Source organism: Streptacidiphilus jiangxiensis (genome assembly GCF_900109465.1).
In the GTDB taxonomy this organism is placed as follows: Bacteria; Actinomycetota; Actinomycetes; order Streptomycetales; family Streptomycetaceae; genus Streptacidiphilus; species Streptacidiphilus jiangxiensis.
The window spans coordinates 239,758-258,908 of sequence record NZ_FOAZ01000012.1 but is presented as its reverse complement, the minus strand read 5'-3'; the positions used below and the strand labels follow the sequence as shown (position 1 = coordinate 258,908).

Annotated in this window: 20 protein-coding genes and 1 pseudogene; 9 read left to right on the top strand and 12 right to left on the bottom strand. The window is 73.5% G+C overall.

Translation table 11 applies throughout. The annotated features are described in order from the left end of the window. Positions 1 to 173: 173 nt before the first annotated feature. The 3 genes and pseudogenes from BMY61_RS23625 to cobU form a co-directional block, all read right to left on the bottom strand. Positions 174 to 998, bottom strand: a complete 825-nt coding sequence (locus tag BMY61_RS23625; protein WP_236656633.1) for an adenosylcobinamide-GDP ribazoletransferase — start codon at positions 996 to 998, stop codon at positions 174 to 176. Beyond that, entirely contained in the window at positions 999 to 2,078 is a 1,080-nt protein-coding gene (gene cobT / locus BMY61_RS23620) for a nicotinate-nucleotide--dimethylbenzimidazole phosphoribosyltransferase (RefSeq protein ID WP_042458755.1), read from the bottom strand. It lies immediately after the preceding gene. Positions 2,079 to 2,094: 16 nt separating this feature from the next. After that, a pseudogene (gene cobU, locus BMY61_RS23615) lies at positions 2,095 to 2,637 on the bottom strand (bifunctional adenosylcobinamide kinase/adenosylcobinamide-phosphate guanylyltransferase); the annotation flags it as partial. 95 nt (positions 2,638 to 2,732) lie between these two features. Between cobU and BMY61_RS23610 the strand changes: the two are divergent. Further along, entirely contained in the window at positions 2,733 to 2,936 is a 204-nt protein-coding gene (locus tag BMY61_RS23610; protein ID WP_042458752.1) for a hypothetical protein, read from the top strand. Between the two features lie 72 nt (positions 2,937 to 3,008). Here BMY61_RS23610 and BMY61_RS23605 read toward each other — a convergent pair whose 3' ends face one another. The 3 genes from BMY61_RS23605 to BMY61_RS23595 form a co-directional block, all read right to left on the bottom strand. After that, on the bottom strand, positions 3,009 to 4,016 hold the full coding sequence (locus BMY61_RS23605) for an aldo/keto reductase family protein (protein ID WP_042458749.1): 1,008 nt from the start codon (positions 4,014 to 4,016) through the stop codon (positions 3,009 to 3,011). A 37-nt stretch (positions 4,017 to 4,053) separates the two neighbouring features. Next, on the bottom strand, positions 4,054 to 4,887 hold the full coding sequence (locus BMY61_RS23600) for a class I SAM-dependent methyltransferase (protein WP_174514573.1): 834 nt from the start codon (positions 4,885 to 4,887) through the stop codon (positions 4,054 to 4,056). A gap of 71 nt (positions 4,888 to 4,958) precedes the next feature. Further along, positions 4,959 to 5,570 carry a DUF3043 domain-containing protein gene (locus BMY61_RS23595; protein WP_042458744.1) on the bottom strand — a complete coding sequence of 204 codons (612 nt, stop codon included), beginning with the start codon at positions 5,568 to 5,570 and terminating at the stop codon, positions 4,959 to 4,961. A 266-nt stretch (positions 5,571 to 5,836) separates the two neighbouring features. Between BMY61_RS23595 and BMY61_RS23590 the strand changes: the two genes are divergently transcribed. Beyond that, complete coding sequence (locus BMY61_RS23590) at positions 5,837 to 6,640, top strand: PspA/IM30 family protein (protein WP_042458741.1); 804 nt, start codon at positions 5,837 to 5,839, stop codon at positions 6,638 to 6,640. A gap of 11 nt (positions 6,641 to 6,651) precedes the next feature. Continuing rightward, positions 6,652 to 6,930 carry a PspA-associated protein PspAA gene (gene pspAA / locus BMY61_RS23585; RefSeq protein ID WP_042458739.1) on the top strand — a complete coding sequence of 93 codons (279 nt, stop codon included), beginning with the start codon at positions 6,652 to 6,654 and terminating at the stop codon, positions 6,928 to 6,930. A 90-nt stretch (positions 6,931 to 7,020) separates the two neighbouring features. Here pspAA and nadA read toward each other — a convergent pair whose 3' ends face one another. Then, positions 7,021 to 8,214, bottom strand: a complete 1,194-nt coding sequence (gene nadA, locus BMY61_RS23580) for a quinolinate synthase NadA (protein ID WP_042458736.1) — start codon at positions 8,212 to 8,214, stop codon at positions 7,021 to 7,023. Between the two features lie 196 nt (positions 8,215 to 8,410). Here nadA and BMY61_RS23575 point away from each other — a divergent pair, with 196 nt between their 5' ends. The 3 genes from BMY61_RS23575 to BMY61_RS23565 all read left to right on the top strand — a co-directional run bounded on the left by BMY61_RS23575 (position 8,411) and on the right by BMY61_RS23565 (position 11,583). Next, on the top strand, positions 8,411 to 9,580 hold the full coding sequence (locus BMY61_RS23575) for a low temperature requirement protein A (protein WP_042458733.1): 1,170 nt from the start codon (positions 8,411 to 8,413) through the stop codon (positions 9,578 to 9,580). Positions 9,581 to 9,607: 27 nt separating this feature from the next. Then, positions 9,608 to 10,072, top strand: a complete 465-nt coding sequence (locus BMY61_RS23570) for an Lrp/AsnC family transcriptional regulator (protein WP_236656632.1) — start codon at positions 9,608 to 9,610, stop codon at positions 10,070 to 10,072. 137 nt (positions 10,073 to 10,209) lie between these two features. Then, positions 10,210 to 11,583 (top strand): pyridoxal phosphate-dependent decarboxylase family protein, encoded by a 1,374-nt coding sequence (locus tag BMY61_RS23565; protein WP_236656631.1) that lies wholly within the window; start codon positions 10,210 to 10,212, stop codon positions 11,581 to 11,583. 16 nt (positions 11,584 to 11,599) lie between these two features. On the opposite strand, the gene BMY61_RS23560 is transcribed toward BMY61_RS23565, so the two are convergent. From BMY61_RS23560 to BMY61_RS23550, 3 genes are read right to left on the bottom strand one after another with little or no spacing between them, the layout of a single operon-like run. Then, on the bottom strand, positions 11,600 to 12,448 hold the full coding sequence (locus tag BMY61_RS23560; RefSeq protein WP_042458731.1) for a GNAT family N-acetyltransferase: 849 nt from the start codon (positions 12,446 to 12,448) through the stop codon (positions 11,600 to 11,602). 32 nt (positions 12,449 to 12,480) lie between these two features. After that, positions 12,481 to 15,273, bottom strand: coding sequence for an FtsX-like permease family protein (locus BMY61_RS23555; protein ID WP_042458728.1), 2,793 nt, complete (start codon positions 15,271 to 15,273; stop codon positions 12,481 to 12,483). Further along, complete coding sequence (locus BMY61_RS23550; RefSeq protein ID WP_042458793.1) at positions 15,270 to 15,968, bottom strand: ABC transporter ATP-binding protein; 699 nt, start codon at positions 15,966 to 15,968, stop codon at positions 15,270 to 15,272. The genes BMY61_RS23555 and BMY61_RS23550 overlap by 4 nt, the downstream gene beginning before the upstream one ends. 88 nt (positions 15,969 to 16,056) lie before the next feature. On the opposite strand from BMY61_RS23550, the gene BMY61_RS23545 reads away from it, so the two are divergent. Both BMY61_RS23545 and erpA read left to right on the top strand, forming a co-directional pair. After that, positions 16,057 to 16,704: a PadR family transcriptional regulator gene (locus tag BMY61_RS23545; RefSeq protein WP_082015603.1), complete on the top strand. Its 648-nt coding sequence runs from the start codon at positions 16,057 to 16,059 to the stop codon at positions 16,702 to 16,704. Then, the gene (gene erpA / locus BMY61_RS23540; RefSeq protein WP_042458726.1) at positions 16,701 to 17,054 is read left to right on the top strand and encodes an iron-sulfur cluster insertion protein ErpA; all 354 of its coding nucleotides are present in this window, start codon (positions 16,701 to 16,703) and stop codon (positions 17,052 to 17,054) included. The genes BMY61_RS23545 and erpA overlap by 4 nt, the downstream gene beginning before the upstream one ends. A gap of 64 nt (positions 17,055 to 17,118) precedes the next feature. Here erpA and BMY61_RS46415 read toward each other — a convergent pair whose 3' ends face one another. Both BMY61_RS46415 and BMY61_RS23530 read right to left on the bottom strand, forming a co-directional pair. Next, a complete protein-coding gene (locus BMY61_RS46415; protein WP_042458723.1) occupies positions 17,119 to 17,691 on the bottom strand; it encodes a hypothetical protein in 573 nt (190 codons plus the stop codon). Positions 17,692 to 17,772: 81 nt separating this feature from the next. Continuing rightward, positions 17,773 to 17,991: a hypothetical protein gene (locus BMY61_RS23530; RefSeq protein WP_042458720.1), complete on the bottom strand. Its 219-nt coding sequence runs from the start codon at positions 17,989 to 17,991 to the stop codon at positions 17,773 to 17,775. A 169-nt stretch (positions 17,992 to 18,160) separates the two neighbouring features. On the opposite strand from BMY61_RS23530, the gene BMY61_RS23525 reads away from it, so the two are divergent. Continuing rightward, positions 18,161 to 19,135, top strand: coding sequence for a carbohydrate kinase family protein (locus tag BMY61_RS23525; RefSeq protein WP_042458717.1), 975 nt, complete (start codon positions 18,161 to 18,163; stop codon positions 19,133 to 19,135). Positions 19,136 to 19,151 lie beyond the last annotated feature (16 nt).

Here is a 19,151-nt window from a genome sequence, read left to right as displayed (position 1 = left end):
GCGTCCTGTTCTGTCGAAAGTCAGGGGTGCAGAAGTCTGTTCGGGCGCGGGCGGGCGGGCACCGGGGCACGGCGCGGCCGGGGAGGCGGTGAACAGACCGGCACCAGGCATGGTAGTCCGCATGGTGAGCGCTCGCCCCGTCGCGGTGGCCGAAATTTCGAGACAGCACCCCGCTACGGGGTGGCAGCTGCGAAAAGAGTCCAGAGAATCAGCGAACCGGTTGCCGAGATCTCCACCATCGCGCCCAGGACATCGCCGGTGATGCCGCCGAAGCGGCGCAGGCAGTGCGTCAGCAGCAGCGCGGCCAGACCCAGTCCGGCGGCGGCCGAGACGACGGTGCCGAGCGCCAGCGGCAGCTGGTCCTGGCCCAGGCGCGCGGTGGCCCAGCCGGCCAGCGCCAGCAGGGCGACGGTCAGCAGCGTGGTCATGGCGCCCCGCAGCCGCGGCACGGTGCCGGCGACCATCGCGCCGAGCCCCTCCGCGCGGGCCGAGGGCACCCCGTCGGCGCAGCCGCGCAGCAGTGCGGCCCGCGAGGTCACGGCCGCGAGGCCGAGGGCGAAGGCGCCCTTGGGCAGCCCGAGGTCGAAGCATCGCGCCACCGCCGCGACCTGCGCCAACAAGGTGAGCAGCAGGACCAGCACGCCGAAGGGGCCGATGTCGGAGGCCTTCATGATCTTCAGGGCGGCGTCCGGCGGGCGGTTGCTGCCCAGCCCGTCCGCGACGTCGGCCAGGCCGTCCAGGTGCAGGCCGCGGGTCAGCGCCGCCAGTGCCGCGACACCGGCCACGGCCGCCAGCAGTGAGCCGGCGTGCGCCCAGGCCAGCAGGGTCGCGAAGCCCGCGGCGAGGCCGCCGAGCACCAGACCGACCACGGGGGCGAGGGTGATCGCCCGTCCGGCGGTGGGACGGTCCCAGCGGTTCACCCGAACGGGGAGGACGGACAGCGTGCCGAAGGCGAAGCGCAGCGGTTCCAGGCCGCGCTTCAGGTACCGGGTGACCACTCAGTCCTCGGCGGGTTTGTCGTCAGGCGTCGGCGTCGGCGTCGGCAGCGGCAGCTCGGCGAGCAGCGCTGCGGCGGCCTTCAGCAGCGGCAGCGACATCAGTGCGCCGGCGCCCGCCCCGGCGGCGACGTGCTGGTCCTGCAGCGACGTGACGCCCATCCGCTCGTAGGCCTTGGCCTGGGCGGGTTCGCCGGTCAGCTGGCCCGCGCGCCACCACTCCGGCGCCCGGAACGCGATCCGCTGCGCGACCAGCGCGCAGGCGGCGGAGACCACGCCGTCCAGCAGCACCGGCAGGCGGCGCAGCGCGCACTGGAGCAGGAAACCGGCCATGGCGGCGAAGTCGGCACCACCGACGGCGGCCAGCAGGTCGAGCTGGTCGGCCAGGACCGGGCGGGCGCGGCGCAGTGAGTCGCGGATCGCCGCGCACTTCACCATCCAGATCCGGTCGTCGATGCCGGAGCCGCGGCCGGTGACGACGGCGGCGTCGGTGCCGCACAGCACGCCGATCAGCACGGCGGCCACGGTCGTCGAGCCGACCCCGAGGTCGCCGAGGACGACCAGGTCGGTGCCGGAGTCGGCCTCCTCGTCGGCGAGCGCGACACCGGCGGCGAAGGCGCGCTCGGCCTCCTCGCGGGTGAGCGCGTTCGCCACGTCGATCCGGCCCGAGCCGCGGCGGACCCGGTGGCGGCTCACCTCGGCCGGGAAGGCGTCCTCGGCGGCGTCGACGCCCATGTCCACCACGCGCACCTGTGCGCCGAACTGACGGGCCAGCACGCTGACGGGCGCGGTGCCGTCGAGGACGGAGCGCACCCGGCGCTCGGTGGTGCCCGGCGGCAGCACGGAGACGCCCAGTGAGGCGATGCCGTGGTCGGCGGCGAAGACCAGGACCTTGACCCGCTCCAACGGCGTGGTGGGGACCTTGCCCTGGACCGCGGCCAGCCAGCCGGCGAGGTCCTGCAGCTCGCCCAGCGAGCCGCGCGGCACATCGAGCGCGGCGAAGCGCTCCTCCGCGGCGAGGCGGTACTCGTCGTCGGGCCGCGCCAGCCGCGCGGAGATCTCGTCGAGGTCGAAGGTCGTCACCGCCCGAACGTTACCGTCACCACTCGGACAAACGCAGCGAGCGGCCCGCGACCACCAGCCGGACGTCCTCGCAGACGTCCGCGACGGCCGCGTTGAGCCGGCCCAGCTCGTCGCGGAACCGGCGCCCGGAGGCGGTGGCGGGCACGACGCCGCTGCCGACCTCGTTGCTGACCGCGACCACCCGGCGCGGGCTCGCCGCCAGCGCCGCGACCAGCTCGGCGGTGCGCGCGCGCAGCTCCTGCGCCCCGCCTCCGTTCCAGACCGCGTCGTCCCAGGCGCCGACCCGGTCCATGGCGTCGGTCAGCCACAGCGCCAGGCAGTCCACCAGCAGCGGGCCGCCCGTCTCGGCGAGCAGCGGGACCAGGTCGCAGGTCTCCACGGTGCGCCAGCCGGCGGGACGGCGGACCCGGTGCAGTTCGATCCGCTCGGCCCACTCGCTGTCGCCCTCGCGGCGTCCGGCGGTGGCGACGTAGGTCACGTCCGCGGCGTCGGCCAGCATCCGTTCGGCGAGCGAGGACTTGCCGGAACGGGCGCCGCCGAGCAGCAGCGTGCGGCGGGGCCGACGCCGGAGGCGGAGACGGGAGGGGAGGCGCATCGGGCCATTGTGCCGGGTACTGTCCTGATGACCGGTGGTGAGGGCGAGAGGAGCCCGGCATGGTGTGGACGTGGCGGTACGAGAAGCTCGACGGCTCGGTGGTCCCGGCGCCGAACGGGACCGAGGAGTTCCCGACCCAGGGCGACGCGGAGACGTGGATCGGCGAGACCTGGAAGGAGCTGCTCGCCGACGGCGTCGACCAGGTGGTGCTGCTGGAGGACGGCGAGAAGATCTACGGGCCGGTGAGCCTGCACCAGCAGTAGCGGATGTGACGGCGGGCCCGGGGCAACGCCCCGGGCCCGCCGTGTCCGTTCGTCAGTTCACGCGGCCGCCCGTCAGTTCACGCGGCCGGCGGGCGCGTTCTGCGCGGTCCTGGCCGGGTCGAACTCGGCGACGGGGGAGAGGATCTCGTCCATCGCCTTGAGCAGCCAGTCGTCCAGGCGGACGCCGGCGGCCTTGACGTTCTCGGCGACCTGCTCGGGCCGGGAGGCGCCGATGATGGCCGCGGACACGTTCTGGTTCTGCAGCACCCAGGCGACGGCCAGCTGGGCGAGGGTCAGCCCCGCCTCGGCCGCGAGCGGCTGCAGCAGCTGCACGCGCTCCAGCACGTCGTCCCGCATCCAGCGGGAGATCATGTTGGCGCCGCCCTTGTCGTCGGTGGCGCGCGAGCCGGCGGGCGGCTGCTGGCCGGGCAGGTACTTGCCCGTCAGCACGCCCTGGGCGATGGGCGACCAGACGATCTGGCCGAGGCCCAGCTCCTCGCAGGTCGGCACGACCTCGGCCTCGATGACCCGCCACAGGGCGGAGTACTGCGGCTGCGAGGAGACCAGCGGGATGCGCAGCTCCTGGGCGAGGGCGTGCGCGGCGCGGATCTGGTCGGCGGTCCACTCGGAGACGCCGATGTAGTGGGCCTTGCCGGAGTGCACGATGTCCGCGAAGGCGACCATGGTCTCCTCCAGCGGCGTGGCGCTGTCGTAGCGGTGGGCCTGGTAGAGGTCGACGTAGTCGGTCTGCAGGCGCTTCAGCGAGCCGTTGATCGACTCCATGATGTGCTTGCGGGACAGACCGGTGTCGTTCTTGCCGGGCCCGGTGGGCCAGTAGACCTTGGTGAAGATCTCCAGGCCCTCGCGGCGCTGCCCGGCGAGGGCGCGGCCGAGCACGGACTCGGCGCGGGTGGCGGCGTAGACGTCGGCGGTGTCGAAGGTGGTGATCCCGGCGTCGAGAGCGGCGTGGACGCAGGCGGTGGCCGCGTCCTCCTCGACCTGGGAGCCATGGGTGAGCCAGTTGCCGTAGGCGATCTCGGAGATGACGAGGCCGCTGCGGCCGAGGTGACGGAACTCCATGGGGGCGAGCCTAGCGCCGTGAGCGCCGAGCGGCCGTTCAGGGCCGCGCGCCCACCAGGTGGGTGAGGGCCGCGACCTGCCGGTACGGGTCGGTGCGGCCGGCCCGCTCCTCGGCGTCCAGCAGCAGGGCGAGCTCGGGCTCGGCCGGGACGGGGGCGTCGTCGGCGGCGAGGTCGGTGAAGACCCGCACGCCGTACCAGGCCTGCACCGGCACGTCGAGCTCGGCGAAGGTGCGCGCCAGTGTCTCGCGGCGGTCGGCGCGGGTGGGCAGGCCCAAGCGGTTGGTGTAGGCGTCGCCGGCGAAGGCGGCGACGGCGCCGGCCCAGTCGCCGGCCAGCCCCGGGCGCAGCGCGAGTGCGTCGCCGTTGCGGACCAGCACGGACAGCAGCCCGCCGGGGGCCAGTATCCGGGCCAGGGCCGCCAGCAGCGGGCCGGGCTCGGGCAGGTACATCAGCACGCCGTGGCAGAGCACCAGGTCGAAGGCGGCCGGGCCGAACCAGCGGCCGCAGTCCTCGCCGGACCCCTGCAGCAGCTGCACCCGCGCCTGCGTGTCGGGGGTCTCCAGGGCGAGCGCCTGCCGCGCCGCGGCGAGTGTGGCCGGGTCGGGGTCGATGCCGGTGACGGGGTGGCCGAGGCGGGCCAGGCGCAGCGCCTGGGTGCCCTGTCCGCAGCCGACGTCCAGGACGCGCAGCGGCCCGCCCGCGCGGGCGACCGCGCCGAGCTGCTCGTCGAGCTGGCGGGCGACGAGCTCCTGGCGGACCACGTTGCGCAGCCCGCCGAGCTTCGCCAGCCAGGCGGGCGCGCCGGGCGTGAAGCCGATCGGCGTCGGTGCCGGGGTCGGTGCTGCGGCGCGCTGCGCCGGCAGCACCATGGTCGACTCGTCCGCCCCCGGGCGGGGGTCCAGGGGCGAGTACGAGTAGCCGGGGTATCCCTGGTGGGTGCTCAGGGCTTCTGTCCGCGCTTGACGGCCGGCTTGGGCAGACGCATCTTGCGGATGTTGGACGAGCGCAGCAGACCGTAGGCGACGGCGCCGCGGGTGTTCTGGTTCGGGAAGCGGCGGGCCAGTTCCTTCTTCAGTCCGCGGGCGAAGAAGAAGGTGGCGACGACGATCGCGAGGATCACCGCGTAGAGCACCAGCGTGGACATGACCACGATGGAGGCGCTGCGCAGCAGGGTCGCGATCAGGAAGATCAGGATGACGACCGGCATGGCGAACTCGAGCGCGGTCCAGCGCGAGTCCACGTAGTCGCGGACGAACTTGCGGACCGGGCCCGCGTCGCGCGGCGGCAGGTCGCGCTCGTCGCCCTGGCCGCGCATGGCGGCGTACTGGCGGGCGCGGTCGTCGCGGCCGGATTCGCGAGACTGCTTCGCGGCAGCCTTGCGGTCCGGCGCCACGTAGGCGCGGCCGCGCTGGTTGGTCACCGCGGAGTTGCGCTTCGGGGTCGGGCGGCCCTTGGGGGCCTCCGCGTCGGGCACGGCCTTCTTCGCGGCCTCGGCCTCGTCCTCGACAAGGGCGGGGGCGGCGGGGGCATCCTGGGAGCTACGTCGGAACACAACTGCAAGAGTACGTGGTGGGAGGGTGTAATCCCCAGCCCCCCGGGTACGGGGATGCGTCAGGGCATCCCTCCACCGAGCGGTGTAGAACGGCACATCCGTGATCAGCCGCACGGATGAGGCCGAGACCGCCGCAGCTGTAGCAGTCTTGTTGCAGCGCGGATCGCTGCGGCGAGCGCCGCGCGACCCGTAGGCTGGGTGACGAGAAGACGGCGAAACCGGCAGGTCGAAGAAGGGGGCGCGCGAAGCCCATGAGCGACGGAATCATGAAGCGGATGGGGATGATCTTCCGCGCCAAGGCCAACAAGGCCTTGGATCGCGCGGAGGATCCGCGCGAGACGCTGGATTATTCGTACCAGAAGCAGCTGGAGCTGCTGCAGAAGGTGCGACGCGGCGTCGCGGATGTGGCGACCAGCCGCAAGCGTCTCGAGCTGCAGCTCACCCAGCTGCAGCAGCAGTCCGCGAAGCTGGAGGAGCAGGGCCGCAAGGCGCTCTCGCTCGGCCGCGAGGACCTGGCCCGGGAGGCGCTGACGCGCCGTTCCGGTGTCCAGCAGCAGGTGCAGGACCTCGAGGTCCAGTACCAGCAGCTGCAGGGCGAGGAGGAGAAGCTCACGCTGGCCTCCCAGCGCCTGCAGGCCAAGGTGGACGCCTTCCGTACGAAGAAGGAGACCATCAAGGCCCAGTACAGCGCTGCCCAGGCGCAGACCCAGATCGCCGAGTCCTTCTCCGGGATCTCGGAGGAGATGGGCGACGTCGGCCTCGCCATCCAGCGCGCGGAGGACAAGACCGCGCAGCTGCAGGCGCGTGCGGGCGCGATCGACGAGCTGCTGGCCAGCGGCGCGTTGGACGACCCGTCCGGCATGCGCAAGGACGACATCTCGGCCGAGCTGGACCGCATGTCCGCCGGCTCGGACGTCGAGCTGGAGCTGGCCCGGATGAAGGCCGAGCTGGGCGGCGGCAGCGCGCCGACCCCGGCGATCGAGCAGGGCCAGCAGCCGCATGCGGCTCCGCAGGCCGCCCCTCAGAACCCCTACCAGGCGCCGCAGGACCAGCGCCCGCACGAGGGCTGAGGGGGAGCGCGGTGATCGTCAGGATCCTGACGGAGGGGCAGTTCGAGGTCCCCGACACGCTGGTCGACCACCTCAACGAGCTGGACAACGCGGTGCTGGCCGCGCTGGACAGCGGTGACGAGGCGGAGTTCCGGGTCAGCCTGGCCGCGCTGCTGGGCGCGGTCCGCGCGGGCGGCACGCCGGTCGCGCACGACTACCTCGGCACCTCGGACGCGACGCTCCCGTTCGAGGACGCGACGCTGGACGAGGTCCGCGAGCTGCTCCAGCACGACGGGCTCATCCCGGGATAACCGGAAGGGGCGCGAGGAACTGCGCGACCAGCCACAGCTCTACGTGAGTGGGTGGTCGGGCGCGCAGTTCCTCGCGCCCCTCAGTGCTGCCTACGGCAGCGCGAGCATCTGGTCCAAGGCGAGCTTGGCGAACTTCTCCGTCTCCGGGTCCACGGTGATGACGTTCGGCACGCGGCCGTCGGCCAGCGACTCCAGGGCCCAGACCAGGTGCGGCAGGTCGATGCGGTTCATCGTGCTGCAGAAGCAGACGCTGCGGTCCAGGAAGACGATCTCCTTGTCCGGGTGCGCGTTCGCGAGCCGGCGGACCAGGTTGAGCTCGGTGCCGATGGCCCACTTGGAGCCGGGCTCGGCCGCGTCGAGGGCCTTGATGATGTACTCCGTGGAGCCCACCATGTCGGCCGCCTCGACGACCTCGTGCTTGCACTCGGGGTGCACCAGCACGGTGACGCCGGGGACGCGCTCGCGGACCTCGTTGACCGAGTCGAGGCTGAAGCGGCCGTGCACGGAGCAGTGGCCGCGCCACAGGATCATCTTGGCGGCGCGCAGCTCCTCAGCCGTCAGGCCACCGTTCGGCTTGTGCGGGTTGTAGACGACGCAGTCGTCCAGGGAGAGGCCCATGTCGCGCACGGCGGTGTTGCGGCCGAGGTGCTGGTCGGGCAGGAAGAGGACCTTCTCGCCCTGCTCGAAGGCCCACTCCAGCGCCCGCTTGGCGTTGGAGGAGGTGCAGATGGTGCCGCCGTGGCGGCCGGTGAAGGCCTTGATGTCGGCGGAGGAGTTCATGTAGGCGACCGGCACGACGCTGTCGGCGACGCCCGCGTCGACCAGCTGGTCCCAGCATTCGGCGACCTGCTCGGCGGTGGCCATGTCGGCCATCGAGCAGCCGGCCGCCAGGTCCGGCAGGACGACCTGCTGGCGCTCGGTGGTGAGGATGTCCGCGGACTCGGCCATGAAGTGCACGCCGCAGAAGACGATGTACTCGGCCTCGGGGCGGGCGGCCGCGTCGCGGGCCAGCTTGAAGGAGTCGCCGGTGACGTCGGCGAACTGGATGACCTCGTCGCGCTGGTAGTGGTGGCCCAGGATGAAGACCTTGTCGCCCAGCTTGGCCTTGGCCGCGGCGGCCCGCGCGACCAGGTCCGGGTCGGAGGCGGCGGGGAGGTCGCCGGGGCAGTCGACGCCGCGCTCGCTCGCGGTGTCGGCCTCGCGGCCGAGCAGCAGCAGGGCGAGGGGCGTGGCGCCGGGCTCGGCGAAGGTGGCGCCCGTCGCGGGCGCGGGGGTGGTGGTCACGGGCGGCTGCCCTCCTGCTCGGCGCGGTGCGGGACCACGCCTTATCGTCTACCTGACGCTATCTATGATAGCCCGCCCCGATCACCCCGGCCATGGGCGTCGGGGCAATGTGACCTACCCCGCTTCGACACATCGGCGCTACCGGTCCGGCGCGCGGACCTGCCCTGCCGTCCGGCCTGCCCTAGTGTCTGGGGACATGGCCACAGAGAGGGTAGTGGACGGGCGGCGGATGCGGCCGCGCGGGCGGGCGGAGCAGCACCGGGCGGCGACTCCGCTGGAGCTGTTCTTCGACCTCTGTTACGTCGTCGCGGTCGCGCAGGCCGGCTCCCAGCTGGCCCACGCGCTGGCCGGCGGGGAGATCCGGCACGGGATCCTCGGCTACCTCGTGGTCTTCTTCGGGATCTGGTGGGCGTGGATGAACTTCACCTGGTTCGCCTCCGCCTACGACACCGACGACGTCCCCTACCGGATCGCCACCTTCGTGCAGATCTCCGGCGCGCTGATCCTGGCCGCCGGGGTGCCCCGGGCGTTCGCGGACGGCGACTACCGGGTCACCGTCACCGGCTACGTGGTGATGCGCGTCGCGCTGGTCGCCCAGTGGCTGCGGGCGGCCGCCTCCAACAGCGGGGCGCACCGCACCGTCGCGCTGCGCTACGCGGCCGGGGTCGCCCTGGTGCAGGTCTACTGGGTGCTGTGGATGCTCGACATCCCGGGCCAGGCGAAGCTGCCGACCTTCCTGGTCGGCGTGGTGGGCGAGCTGGCGGTCCCGGTCTTCGCGGAGCGGCCGGCCGCGACGGCCTGGCATCCCGGGCACATCGCGGAGCGGTACGGCTGCTTCACGCTGATCGTGCTGGGGGAGTCGGTCTCGGCGGCGACCATCGCGGTCCAGTCGGCGGTGGACGAGCACGAGGCGGTCGGGCAGCTGCTGCCGATCGCGGCGGGCGGGCTGCTGATCTGCTTCTCCGCCTGGTGGATCTACTTCGCCCGGTCGGTGGAGGAGCATCTGAGCGGCAACCGGCGGGCCTTCGTCTGGGGCTACGGCCACTACCTGGTCTTCCTGTCCGCCGCCGCGATCGGCGCCGGGCTGGAGGTGGCCGTCGAGCACGCGGTCGGCAAGGCGCACGTCGCGGCGCACACGGCCACCCTGGCGGTCACGGTTCCGGCCGCCGTCTACCTGTTCACGGTCTGGGCGCTGCACTCGCGCCACACCAAGCGCGGGGTGGCGCTGTGGGTGCTGCCGGTGAGCGCGGCGCTGGTGCTGGTCTCGCCGACGGTGCTGGTGGCCGGCATCGTCTGCGCGGCCTCGGTGGCGCTCGGCATCGTGATCCACAAGCTCCAGGGCGAGGAGGCGTCGGGCGACCTGTGACGGCGTGACCTGTGAAAGGCTGGGCGTGTGCCAGCACCGAGAACGCCGATCAGTCCTGCCGCCAGCCTCGACGACGTCGACCGCAGGGTGCTGGAACTGCTCGGGCGGGACGGACGGGCCTCCTATGCGGAGATCGGTCTGCTGGTGAACCTCTCCGCCACCGCGGTCAAGCGCCGCGTCGACCGGCTGCGCGAGCGCGGCGTGGTGCGCGGCTTCACCGTGGTGCTCGACCCGGGCGTGCTGGACTGGACGACGGAGGCCTTCGTCGAGGTCTTCTGCCGTGAGCGCACCCCGCCCGAGGAGATCCTCTCCTCGCTGCGGCAGTTCCCCGAGGTCGTCGCCGCCTGGACGGTGACCGGCGACGCGGACGCGCTGGTCCATCTGCGCGCGGCGGACATGCGGCACCTGGAGGCGGTCATCGAGCGGATCCGGCGCGAGCCCGGCGTGCAGCGCAGCCGCAGCACCGTCGCCCTCAGCCGACTGATCGGTTGATCGCTTGGGAATCCTTCGCCGAGTGGCCTGACTGCGCAGGAATCGTGCGCGGGCCGCACGGTTCCGACAGGCGGCGTGCGCGGTGTGGTGCCTAGGGTGGCATTGCCCCTCACCCCCTGTGCACCGAAGGAACTCCCGTGCCCCACGCCGACCGCATGCACCGGTACGACGCCCGCATGGTCGACCTGGTCTTCGACTACATGCGGGAGCGCCTGCAGTACGACCCGGTCCCGCTGGACCACCCGGGCGACGGCGAGAAGCTGGGCGCCGCGCTGGACGGCCTGCTCAGCGACCGCGGAAACGATCCTGCGGACGTGCTCAAGCTCTACGACCACGAGCTGTCGCGGGCCGTCATCTCCGCCGACAGCCCCCGCTACCTGTCCTTCATCCCCTGCGCGCCGACCAAGGCCGCGCTGCTGTTCGACATGGTGGTCTCCTGCGCCTCGCTCCAGGGCATCTCCTGGCTGGAGGCGGCCGGCGCCATCGCCGCCGAGAACCAGGTGCTGCGCCTGATAGCGGACCGGGCCGGGCTGCCCGCCACCGCCGGCGGCTGCTTCGTCTCCGGCGGTTCGGCCGGCAACCTCTCCGCGCTCGTCGTCGCCCGTGACGTCGCCCGCCAGCGCCTCGGCGTCGGCATCGGCGCGCGGCTGCGCGTCGCGGTCAGCGACCAGACCCACTCCTCGGTCACCAACACCCTCAACATCATCGGCGTCGAGAAGCTCGTCGTCCCGACGGTGAACCACCGCCTGACCGGCGAGGCGCTGCGCGCGGCCATCGCCGCCGACGAGGACCCGGGCACGATCATCGCTGTGGTCGGCACCGCGGGCACCACCAACGCCGGCATCGTCGACGACCTGGCCGGCATCGCCGAGGTCGCCCGCGAGCACGGCCTGTGGTTCCACGTCGACGGCGCCTACGGCGGCGCCGGTCTCTTCGCGCCCTCGGTGCGGGAGAAGTACCGCGGCATCGAGCACGCCGACTCCTTCGTCGTCGACCCGCACAAGTGGCTCTTCGCGCCGTTCGACTGCGCCGCGCTGATCTACCGCGACCCGCGCCTGGCCAAGGCCGTGCACACCCAGGACGCCTCCTACCTGGACGTGCTGCACACCGCCGACCACGACCAGGAGTGGAACCCGACCGACTACGCCTACCACCTCACCCGGCGCGCCCGCGGCCTGCCGCTCTGGTTCTCGCTGGCCGTGCACGGCACCGACGCCTACTCCGAGGCGATCGAGACCGGCATCGCGCTGGCCCGCGACACCGCCGCGCTGATCCGCGCCGAGTACCCGGACCTGGAGGTCGTCCGCGAGCCGGAGCTGTCCAGCGTGGTCTACCGGCGCAAGGGCTGGACGGCGAAGGACTACTACGCCTGGTCCGAGCGCCTGCTCGCCGACCAGACCGGCTTCGTCACCCCGACCGGCTGGGAGGGCGAGGTCGTCGCCCGCTTCGCGTTCCTGCACCCGGGCACGACCATGGAGATGGTCCGCGAGATCCTGGACACGATGGTCTGAGCCGTTCCCGGAACGGTCACAGGTAGGCCCCCGACGGCAGGTAGTGCGTCGGGGGCTTCATGCCGCGCAGGGCCAGCCAGCCGCGGGTCTCGGGGGTGAGCCCGGCGGCCATGGCCACGTCCACGGCCCAGTCCTGCTCGGCCGTCACGGTGCGCACGTCCGCCGTCTCCGCGTCGGGGATCCGGGCCAGCGTCTGCGTCAGCAGCGCGGAGGCGACCCGGCGCGAGGTGGCGGCCAGCAGCATCACCCGGCCGCCCAGGCGGTAGCAGTAGCCGGAGCCGGCGAGGGTGTCCGCGACCAGCAGTTCGTCGCTGGTGCGCAGCAGTGCGAGGTGGTCCTCGCCGTGTGCGGCGCCGCGGCAGCGGCGGTCGACGGAGTCCAGCAGGTCGAAGTGGGTGGCGTCGCCGAGGTGTATCGCGATGCCGCCGGTACCGGGCAGGCCGGCGCGGTCGACCCGGCCCGTCAGCGCCATGGTGGGGTGGAGCCTGAAGCCCGCGCCGTGGTAGCGGCGGGCCGCCCGCGGGTCCGCGGAGGCGACGATCATGCCGCGCAGGCAGCCGTGGGCGTGGGTGAGCGCGTGGTCGAGCAGGGTGCGGCCGACGCCCTTGCCCTGCGCCTCGGGACGCACCGCGAGCAGGGCCAGCCCCCACAGCCCCTCGCGTCGCAGCGACAGCGCGACGCCCAGGGCCTGCCCGTCCTCCTCGGCGAACCAGCAGCCGGCCTGGTCGGCGCCGGCCAGGCGTCTGGTCCGCACGTCCGCGCGGGCGGCCTCGCGGCCCTCCAGCGTCCGGTCGAACGCGGCGGCGTCGATCGCCCGCACGGCGGCGGTGTCGGCGGCGGAGTCGTGGACGGGTCGCAGCAGCACGTGCCCGATCCTGGCAGCAGCGTCCGGGCTTGTCAGCCGTCCGTGGCCAGCAGCCGGGCCGGGGCGAGGCGGCCCAGAGCCCGGGCCGGGACGGCGAGGGCGGCGCAGACCAGCACCACCCCGGCGCCGGCCGCGAGCAGGCCCGCCGCGCCGAGGCCGACGGCCCGGCCGCCGTCGAGCAGGCCGCGTCCGAGCAGGGCCAGGGTGCCGAGACCGGCGCCCGCCCCGAGCAGGCCGCCGAACGCGGCGAGCCAGACGCCCTCCAGCAGCGCCAGCCGCGACAGCTCCCCGCCGCTCCAGCCGCAGGCGCGCAGCACGGCCAGGTCCGCCGCGCGTTCGCGCTGCGCGAGCACCAGCACGTCGACCGCGCCCGCGGCGCCCAGCAGCAGCGAGAGCACGACACTCGCGTAGTCGACGCCACGGGCCTGTGCCACGACCGCGTCGCCGAGCAGTGAGCCGGCCACCTCGCCGCGGAAGGCCAGGGTGACCCCGAGCAGCACGGTGAACGCCGCGACGCCGAGGGCGAGCCCGCAGGCGCCGAGGAGACTGCGTCCGGGCACCCGGATCAGGTTGCGCAGCGCCAGTCCGCGCACGGACCTCACCGGTCGGGCCCGCCGGGCGGCCACGACCGGCGCGTGGACGGCGTCCAGCGGTCCCAGCCGGGTCGCCCGCCAGGCCGGCGGCAGCCCGGCGGCCAGGGCGAGCAGCACCGCCGTCGGCAGGACCAGCGCGGCCTTGGCGGCGGAGGCGTGCAGACCGAACCCGACGGCCAGCAGGTAGGCCAGCAGCGCCCCGGCCGCGCCCGCGACGGTGCCGATCAGCAGCAGTTCGCCCAGGATCAGCCGGAACACCTCGCCGGTGCTCCAGCCGACGCAGCGCAGCGTGCCGATCTCGCCGCGCCGGGCCCGCACCGAGGCGAGGGCCGACTGTCCGAGGAAGAGCGCGCAGACCACCAGCACCAGCACGAACAGCACCGCGCTCTTGGTGTCGACGGCGGACATGATCCGCAGCGCCACGCCCTTGTCGGTCCAGCCCTCGCTGACCCGCAGGCCACCGGGCAGCGCGATGGTCTGCGGCGCGGGCGAGCTGCCGGCGGTGACGTCCACGACCAGGTCCGGGTAGGCGGCGCGGATCGCCGCGGCGACGGCGTTCACCCGGGCCCGCGACGCGGCGTCGACACCGGTCACGCCCGCGACCCGGATCCGGACGGCGCTGATCGGCGCGGCGGCCTGCGGGGTCGGCACGAGCCGGCTGGCGAAGAACGCGCCGACGGAGTCGAGCGTGGTCAGCAGCGTCGGCGGCTGACTGAGGAAGCCGCCGAGGTTGCGGTCGGGCAGCAGCGGCTTGCCGCCGAGCGCGGCCCGGCTCGCGGCGTCGGCCCCGGTGACGGCGGGGGACTGGTAGGTGTCCAGCGGGACGCCGCTGAGCGTGGAGAACCGGTCCAGCTCGGCGCTGTCGTAGCGGCCGACGAAGTCGAGGACGGGTGTCGGCGTGCCGGAGCCGTCGGTGCAGGTGCCCTCGATGCCCGCGCAGCCGACCTCGGCCCGGGCGGTGACGGCGCGGAACTGGGTGCCGGTGTTCTCCTCGGGCACGTCGCGGATCCAGCCCTGCTCGGCGCCGCCGCGCCAGGTCGACAGCGGCTGGGCGCCGCGTGGCACGGCCTCCAGGTCGCCGGAGGCGCTGGCCCGGTAGGTGACGGGCCCGACGGTCCAGTAGGTGCCGGAGCTGAACGGGGCGTCGGCGCCGAGGGTGCGGAAGGCCGTGTCGAGATCGACGCGGAGGGTGCCCGCGGTGGTGCCGCCGAGGCCGTCCACGAAGGCACGGGCGCCGGGGGAGGAGAGCCGGCCGGGCAGGGCGGCCGGGTCACCCGCGGCGAGGCGCTGGACGGTGGCGGAGACGGTGCCGGCGCTCTGCGCGTGGTCGCTCAGCAGCACCGGCACCCGGGCGAGGGTCTCCGGGCCCTGGGTGACGTCGGTGGGCCGGTCCGTGCTGCGCAGCATCCGGCCGGAGGTGACCGCCCGGTCCAGGCCGACCAGCCGGGCCTCGGCGGCCGGGTCGATCGCGGAGAGCATCACCGGGAAGGCGACCGGCAGGTCCGCGTAGGTCCGGCCGCCCGCGGAGGCGCAGCTCAGCATGGTCCGCGCGGGCATCGTGAACGGGGTGCCGGAGGTGCCCTCCTGGGCCGCCGGGTCCCACTGGCTGAACGGGCCGGTGCTGGGCACCCCGGCGGAGTCCTCGTCGTAGTACCAGCACACCGGCCGCTCGCCGGTGGCGGTCCGCTGCACCTGGACGGACGGCTCGATGCCGCCCCGGGGGCGGGCGTCGACGTCGGTGAGCGGGTCGCGGGTGACGTAGAGGTACTGGTCGGCCAGGGTGAACCGGTTCGGTCCGGCGGTCAGCACCGGGCGGACGCGGAGCAGCTGGTTGCGCACGCCCGGGGCGAGCAGGCCGGTCAGGTCGAGCCGCAGGTGGCTGTTGACCGTGAGGTAGCCGAGGTTGGCGACCGGCGCGGCCGTGTCCACCCCGGCCAGGCCCGCGATCCGGTGGTACTGGGCCAGGGTGATGCCGCCGAAGACGCCGGACAGGAAGTCCGCCTCGACCAGGCCGCGCTGCCGTTCCAGTGCGGTGCGCGTGCCCGGCGGGCGGACCAGCAGGTCGTAGGCGGAGCGGGCGTTGGCGGAGACCGTGCCCACGGTCTCGGCGCGGCTGGTGGTCACCGCCGCGGTCAGCAGCGAGAAGCTGGTGGCGGCGACCAGGATGCCGGCGGCCAGGGCGAGCGCGCGGCCCCGTCGGCGGCGCAGCTGGGCGAGGATGATCGTGATCACGGCCGCAGCCCTCCGAGCCGGTCGAGCACGTCGCCGGCGGGCTCGATCGTGGTGTCGGCGGTGATCCGGCCGTCCTGCAGCCGCAGCACCCGGTCGCAGCTCGCCGCGACCTCGGCGTCGTGGGTGGCCAGGACCAGCGTGGTGCCGTAGCGCTCGCGCAGCGAGAGCAGCAGCTCGACGATCTCGCGGCCGGTGACGCTGTCGAGGTTGCCGGTGGGCTCGTCGGCGAGAAGCAGTCGGGGGCGCGCGACCAGGGCGCGGGCGATGGCGACGCGCTGCTGCTGGCCGCCGGAGAGCTCGGCCGGCAGCGCCTGCGCCCGGGCGGCGAGGCCCACCGCCTCCAGCACCTCTGCCGCCCTGGCCCGGCGGTCGTAGTCCACCCGGCGCGGCAGTACCGGTGCGAGCACGTTGTCCAGCACGGTCAGCGCGGGCAGCAGGTGGAAGCGCTGGAAGACGAAGCCGACCCGGCGCCGGTGCGCGTCCAGGTCCTTGGCCGTCAGCGGCTTTCCGTCGATCTCGACGGAGCCGGCGGTGGGGGTGTCCATCCCGCCGAGCAGGTGCAGCACCGTGGACTTGCCGGCGCCGGAGGGCCCGGTCAGGGCGACGGCGGTGCCGTCCGCGATCTCCAGGTCCACCGCGTCGAGCGCGGTCAGCCCCGGATAGCCGCGGCTGACGCCGCGCAGACCGATCGGCATCTGCTCCCCCTTGCCCTGGCTCACCCCGTGCACGGCCATGCATTGTGACAATGCAGGAGTACATTGTCACAAGCTAGGAGGTGTGTAAATGCCGCTTCACCACGCGGTGCTGGCGCTGCTGGCCGACGGCCCCAGCCACGGCTACGAGCTCAAGGGACGCTTCGAGGAGGCCATCGGCCCGCAGTGGGGTGGCCTGAACATCGGGCACCTCTACCAGGTACTGGACCGCCTCGTCCGCGACGGCCACGTCACCCGGGTCCATGTGGCGCAGTCCGACCGGCCCGACAAGAACGCCTACCAGCTCACCGGGCAGGGCCGGCAGGAGCTGGAGGAGTGGGCCACCAGTCCGTGGGTGCGCACCTCCGGCTTCCGCGACGAGCTCTTCCTCAAGCTGCTCGGCGCCGCCCGGCTCGGCCCGCAGTCCCTGGCGGCGCTCGTCGCCGCGCAGCGCGAGACCTACCTCGCCGAGATCGGCGCGCTCACCCGGTTGCGGCGCGAGCGTGGCGAGGAGCCGCTGGTCGCGCTGCTGATCGACGCCGCGGTCGCGCACACCAAGGCCGATCTGGCCATCGTGGACAGCGCCGAGGCGCGGCTGGCTGATGTGGCGAACGCAGCGGTGATGCGTGGTGCCGAGTGTGCGAGCATGGACGCTACGGACCTTTCCCGGAATACCTCCGGGGCGTCGGCGGTTTCCGCCGGTGGAAGTACGTCGTCAAACCCGGGAGTAAGCAGATGACCGTCCAGGACGAGACCACCGTCGAGAGCGGGATCATCCTCACCGACACCGCCGCGGCGAAGGTCAAGAGCCTGCTGGAGCAGGAAGGCCGCGACGACCTCGCGCTGCGCGTCGCCGTGCAGCCCGGCGGCTGCTCGGGCCTGCGCTACCAGCTCTTCTTCGACGAGCGCTCGCTCGACGGCGACGTCGTGGCCGACTTCGACGGCGTGAACGTCGTCACCGACCGTATGAGCGCCCCGTACCTCTCCGGCGCCACCGTCGACTTCGTGGACACGATCGAGAAGCAGGGCTTCACCATCGACAACCCGAACGCGACCGGCTCCTGCGCCTGCGGCGACTCCTTCAGCTGAGCGCCCGCGCCCGCGTGAACGACGACGCCCCGGCCGACGGCCGGGGCGTCGTCGTTGTCCTGGCTCAGTTCTGGTTGCCGACCGGGCCGTGGGACTCCATCCCGGAGTAGGTGTTGCCGGTCGACACCGGCACCGGCTGGCCGTTGCTGGTGTCGATCACCTTGCGGCCGCCCAGGGGCTGCCCCAGGTCCACGGTGGCGTGCTGGGCGGTGATCACCTGCGGGCACATCTGCCCGACCGGCGCGTGCTGGGTGACCACCACGGTGACCCGCACCTCGCCCGGCTGCGACTGGTCCGCCGTCACGCCGTACTTGTCGCAGACGCCGGCGAAGTAGTAGACGGTCAGCTCCGTGCCGCGGGTGCTGTAGCCGGAGACGGGGACGCCGTGGCCCGGCGCCGGGTGCGAGGCCGTGCCGGTCGGCGAGGTCGGCGAGGTCGGCGAGGTCGGCGACGGGTGCAGGATCGGTCCGCCGGGGGTGATCCCGCCGGACGGGGACCCGCTCGCCACGCTGCTCGCCGGCGTGCCGGTCGCCACCGAGCCGGAGGAGCAGGCGGTCAGCCCGGCGGCGCCTACCGCCAGCACGGCCAGCGCGCCGAGAACGCGGACGCGGACGCGGGTACGACGATGGGTGTGCACGGTGCGGCCTCCTGGTCTGTCCCTTGCAGTGCGTGCATGGGACGCGGAGGGAGCCCGACCGGTTCCCCGGGGCGCTGCGTCTCAGTCCGAGACGTCGCCGAAGAGGCGGGCTTCGCGGGCCCCGATCCGGAACACCGGGTGCCGCCGCAGGGGCTCGGGGTGCTTCGGGGGCTCCACCGCGAGCTGCGGCCAGAACCGGCCGAGTCTGCGCCCGCGCTCCACCAGACCCGCCAGCGTGTCGACATCCGCCTCACCGCGCAGGTATGCGGGAACGTGGACGGGGTTGTGCTCGGGCATCATCTCCGGGCCTCCTCGTGACTCGCATCACATGGCGGTCACACCGTCGACACTAGAACCCCGATGGTCGCCCGGCCAGCCCTACCTCGCGGTAACGCGGGCGTGTCGTCGGCGGCGACGGCCGGTACGGTAGAACGTCGTCCGCCCCCGTCCTCTCGAGGAGCACGCCGTCGTGCGTATCGCTGTCACCGGCTCCATCGCCACCGACCACCTGATGACCTTCCCCGGCCGTTTCGCGGAGCAGTTCGTCGCCGAACAGCTGCACACGGTGTCGCTCTCCTTCCTGGTCGACACCCTCGACGTCCGGCGCGGCGGAGTGGCGCCGAACATCTGTTTCGGCATGGGTGTGCTGGGCCTGCGCCCGGTGCTGGTCGGCGCGGCCGGTGCCGACTTCGCCGAGTACCGCTCGTGGCTGGACCGCCACGGCGTGGACACCTCCTCGGTGCACATCTCCGAGACCCGCCACACCGCGCGTTTCGTCTGCACCACGGACCAGGACCACAACCAGATCGCGTCGTTCTACACCGGCGCGATGAGCGAGGCCCGCAGCATCGAGCTGCAGCCGGTCGCGGACCGGGTCGGCGGCCTGGACCTGGTGCTGATCGGGGCCGACGACCCCGAGGCGATGGTCCGCCACACCGAGGAGTGCCGCAGCCGCGGCTACGCCTTCGCGGCCGACCCCTCCCAGCAGCTGGCCCGCCTGGACGGCGAGTCGATCCGCGCGCTGGTGGACGGCGCTGCGTACCTGTTCTCGAACGAGTACGAGAAGGCCCTGATCGAGACGAAGACCGGCTGGTCCGAGGAGGACGTCCTCGACCGCGTCGGCGTCCGGATCACCACGCTGGGCGCGAAGGGCGCGCGCATCGACCGCAAGGGCGAGCCGACGATCTACGTCTCCTGCGCGGCGGAGACCGCGAAGGTCGACCCGACCGGTGTCGGCGACGCGTTCCGTGCCGGCTTCCTGGCGGGCCTGACCTGGGGCGTGTCCCTGGAGCGCGCGGCCCAGACGGGCGCGATGCTGGCGACTCTGGTCATCGAGACGCTCGGGACCCAGGAGTACGAACTGCGCCGCGGCCACTTCCTGGAGCGCTTCGCGCAGGCCTACGGCGAGGACGCGGTGACGGAGATCCGTTCGCACCTGGGCTAGTCGCACGGTCAGGGGC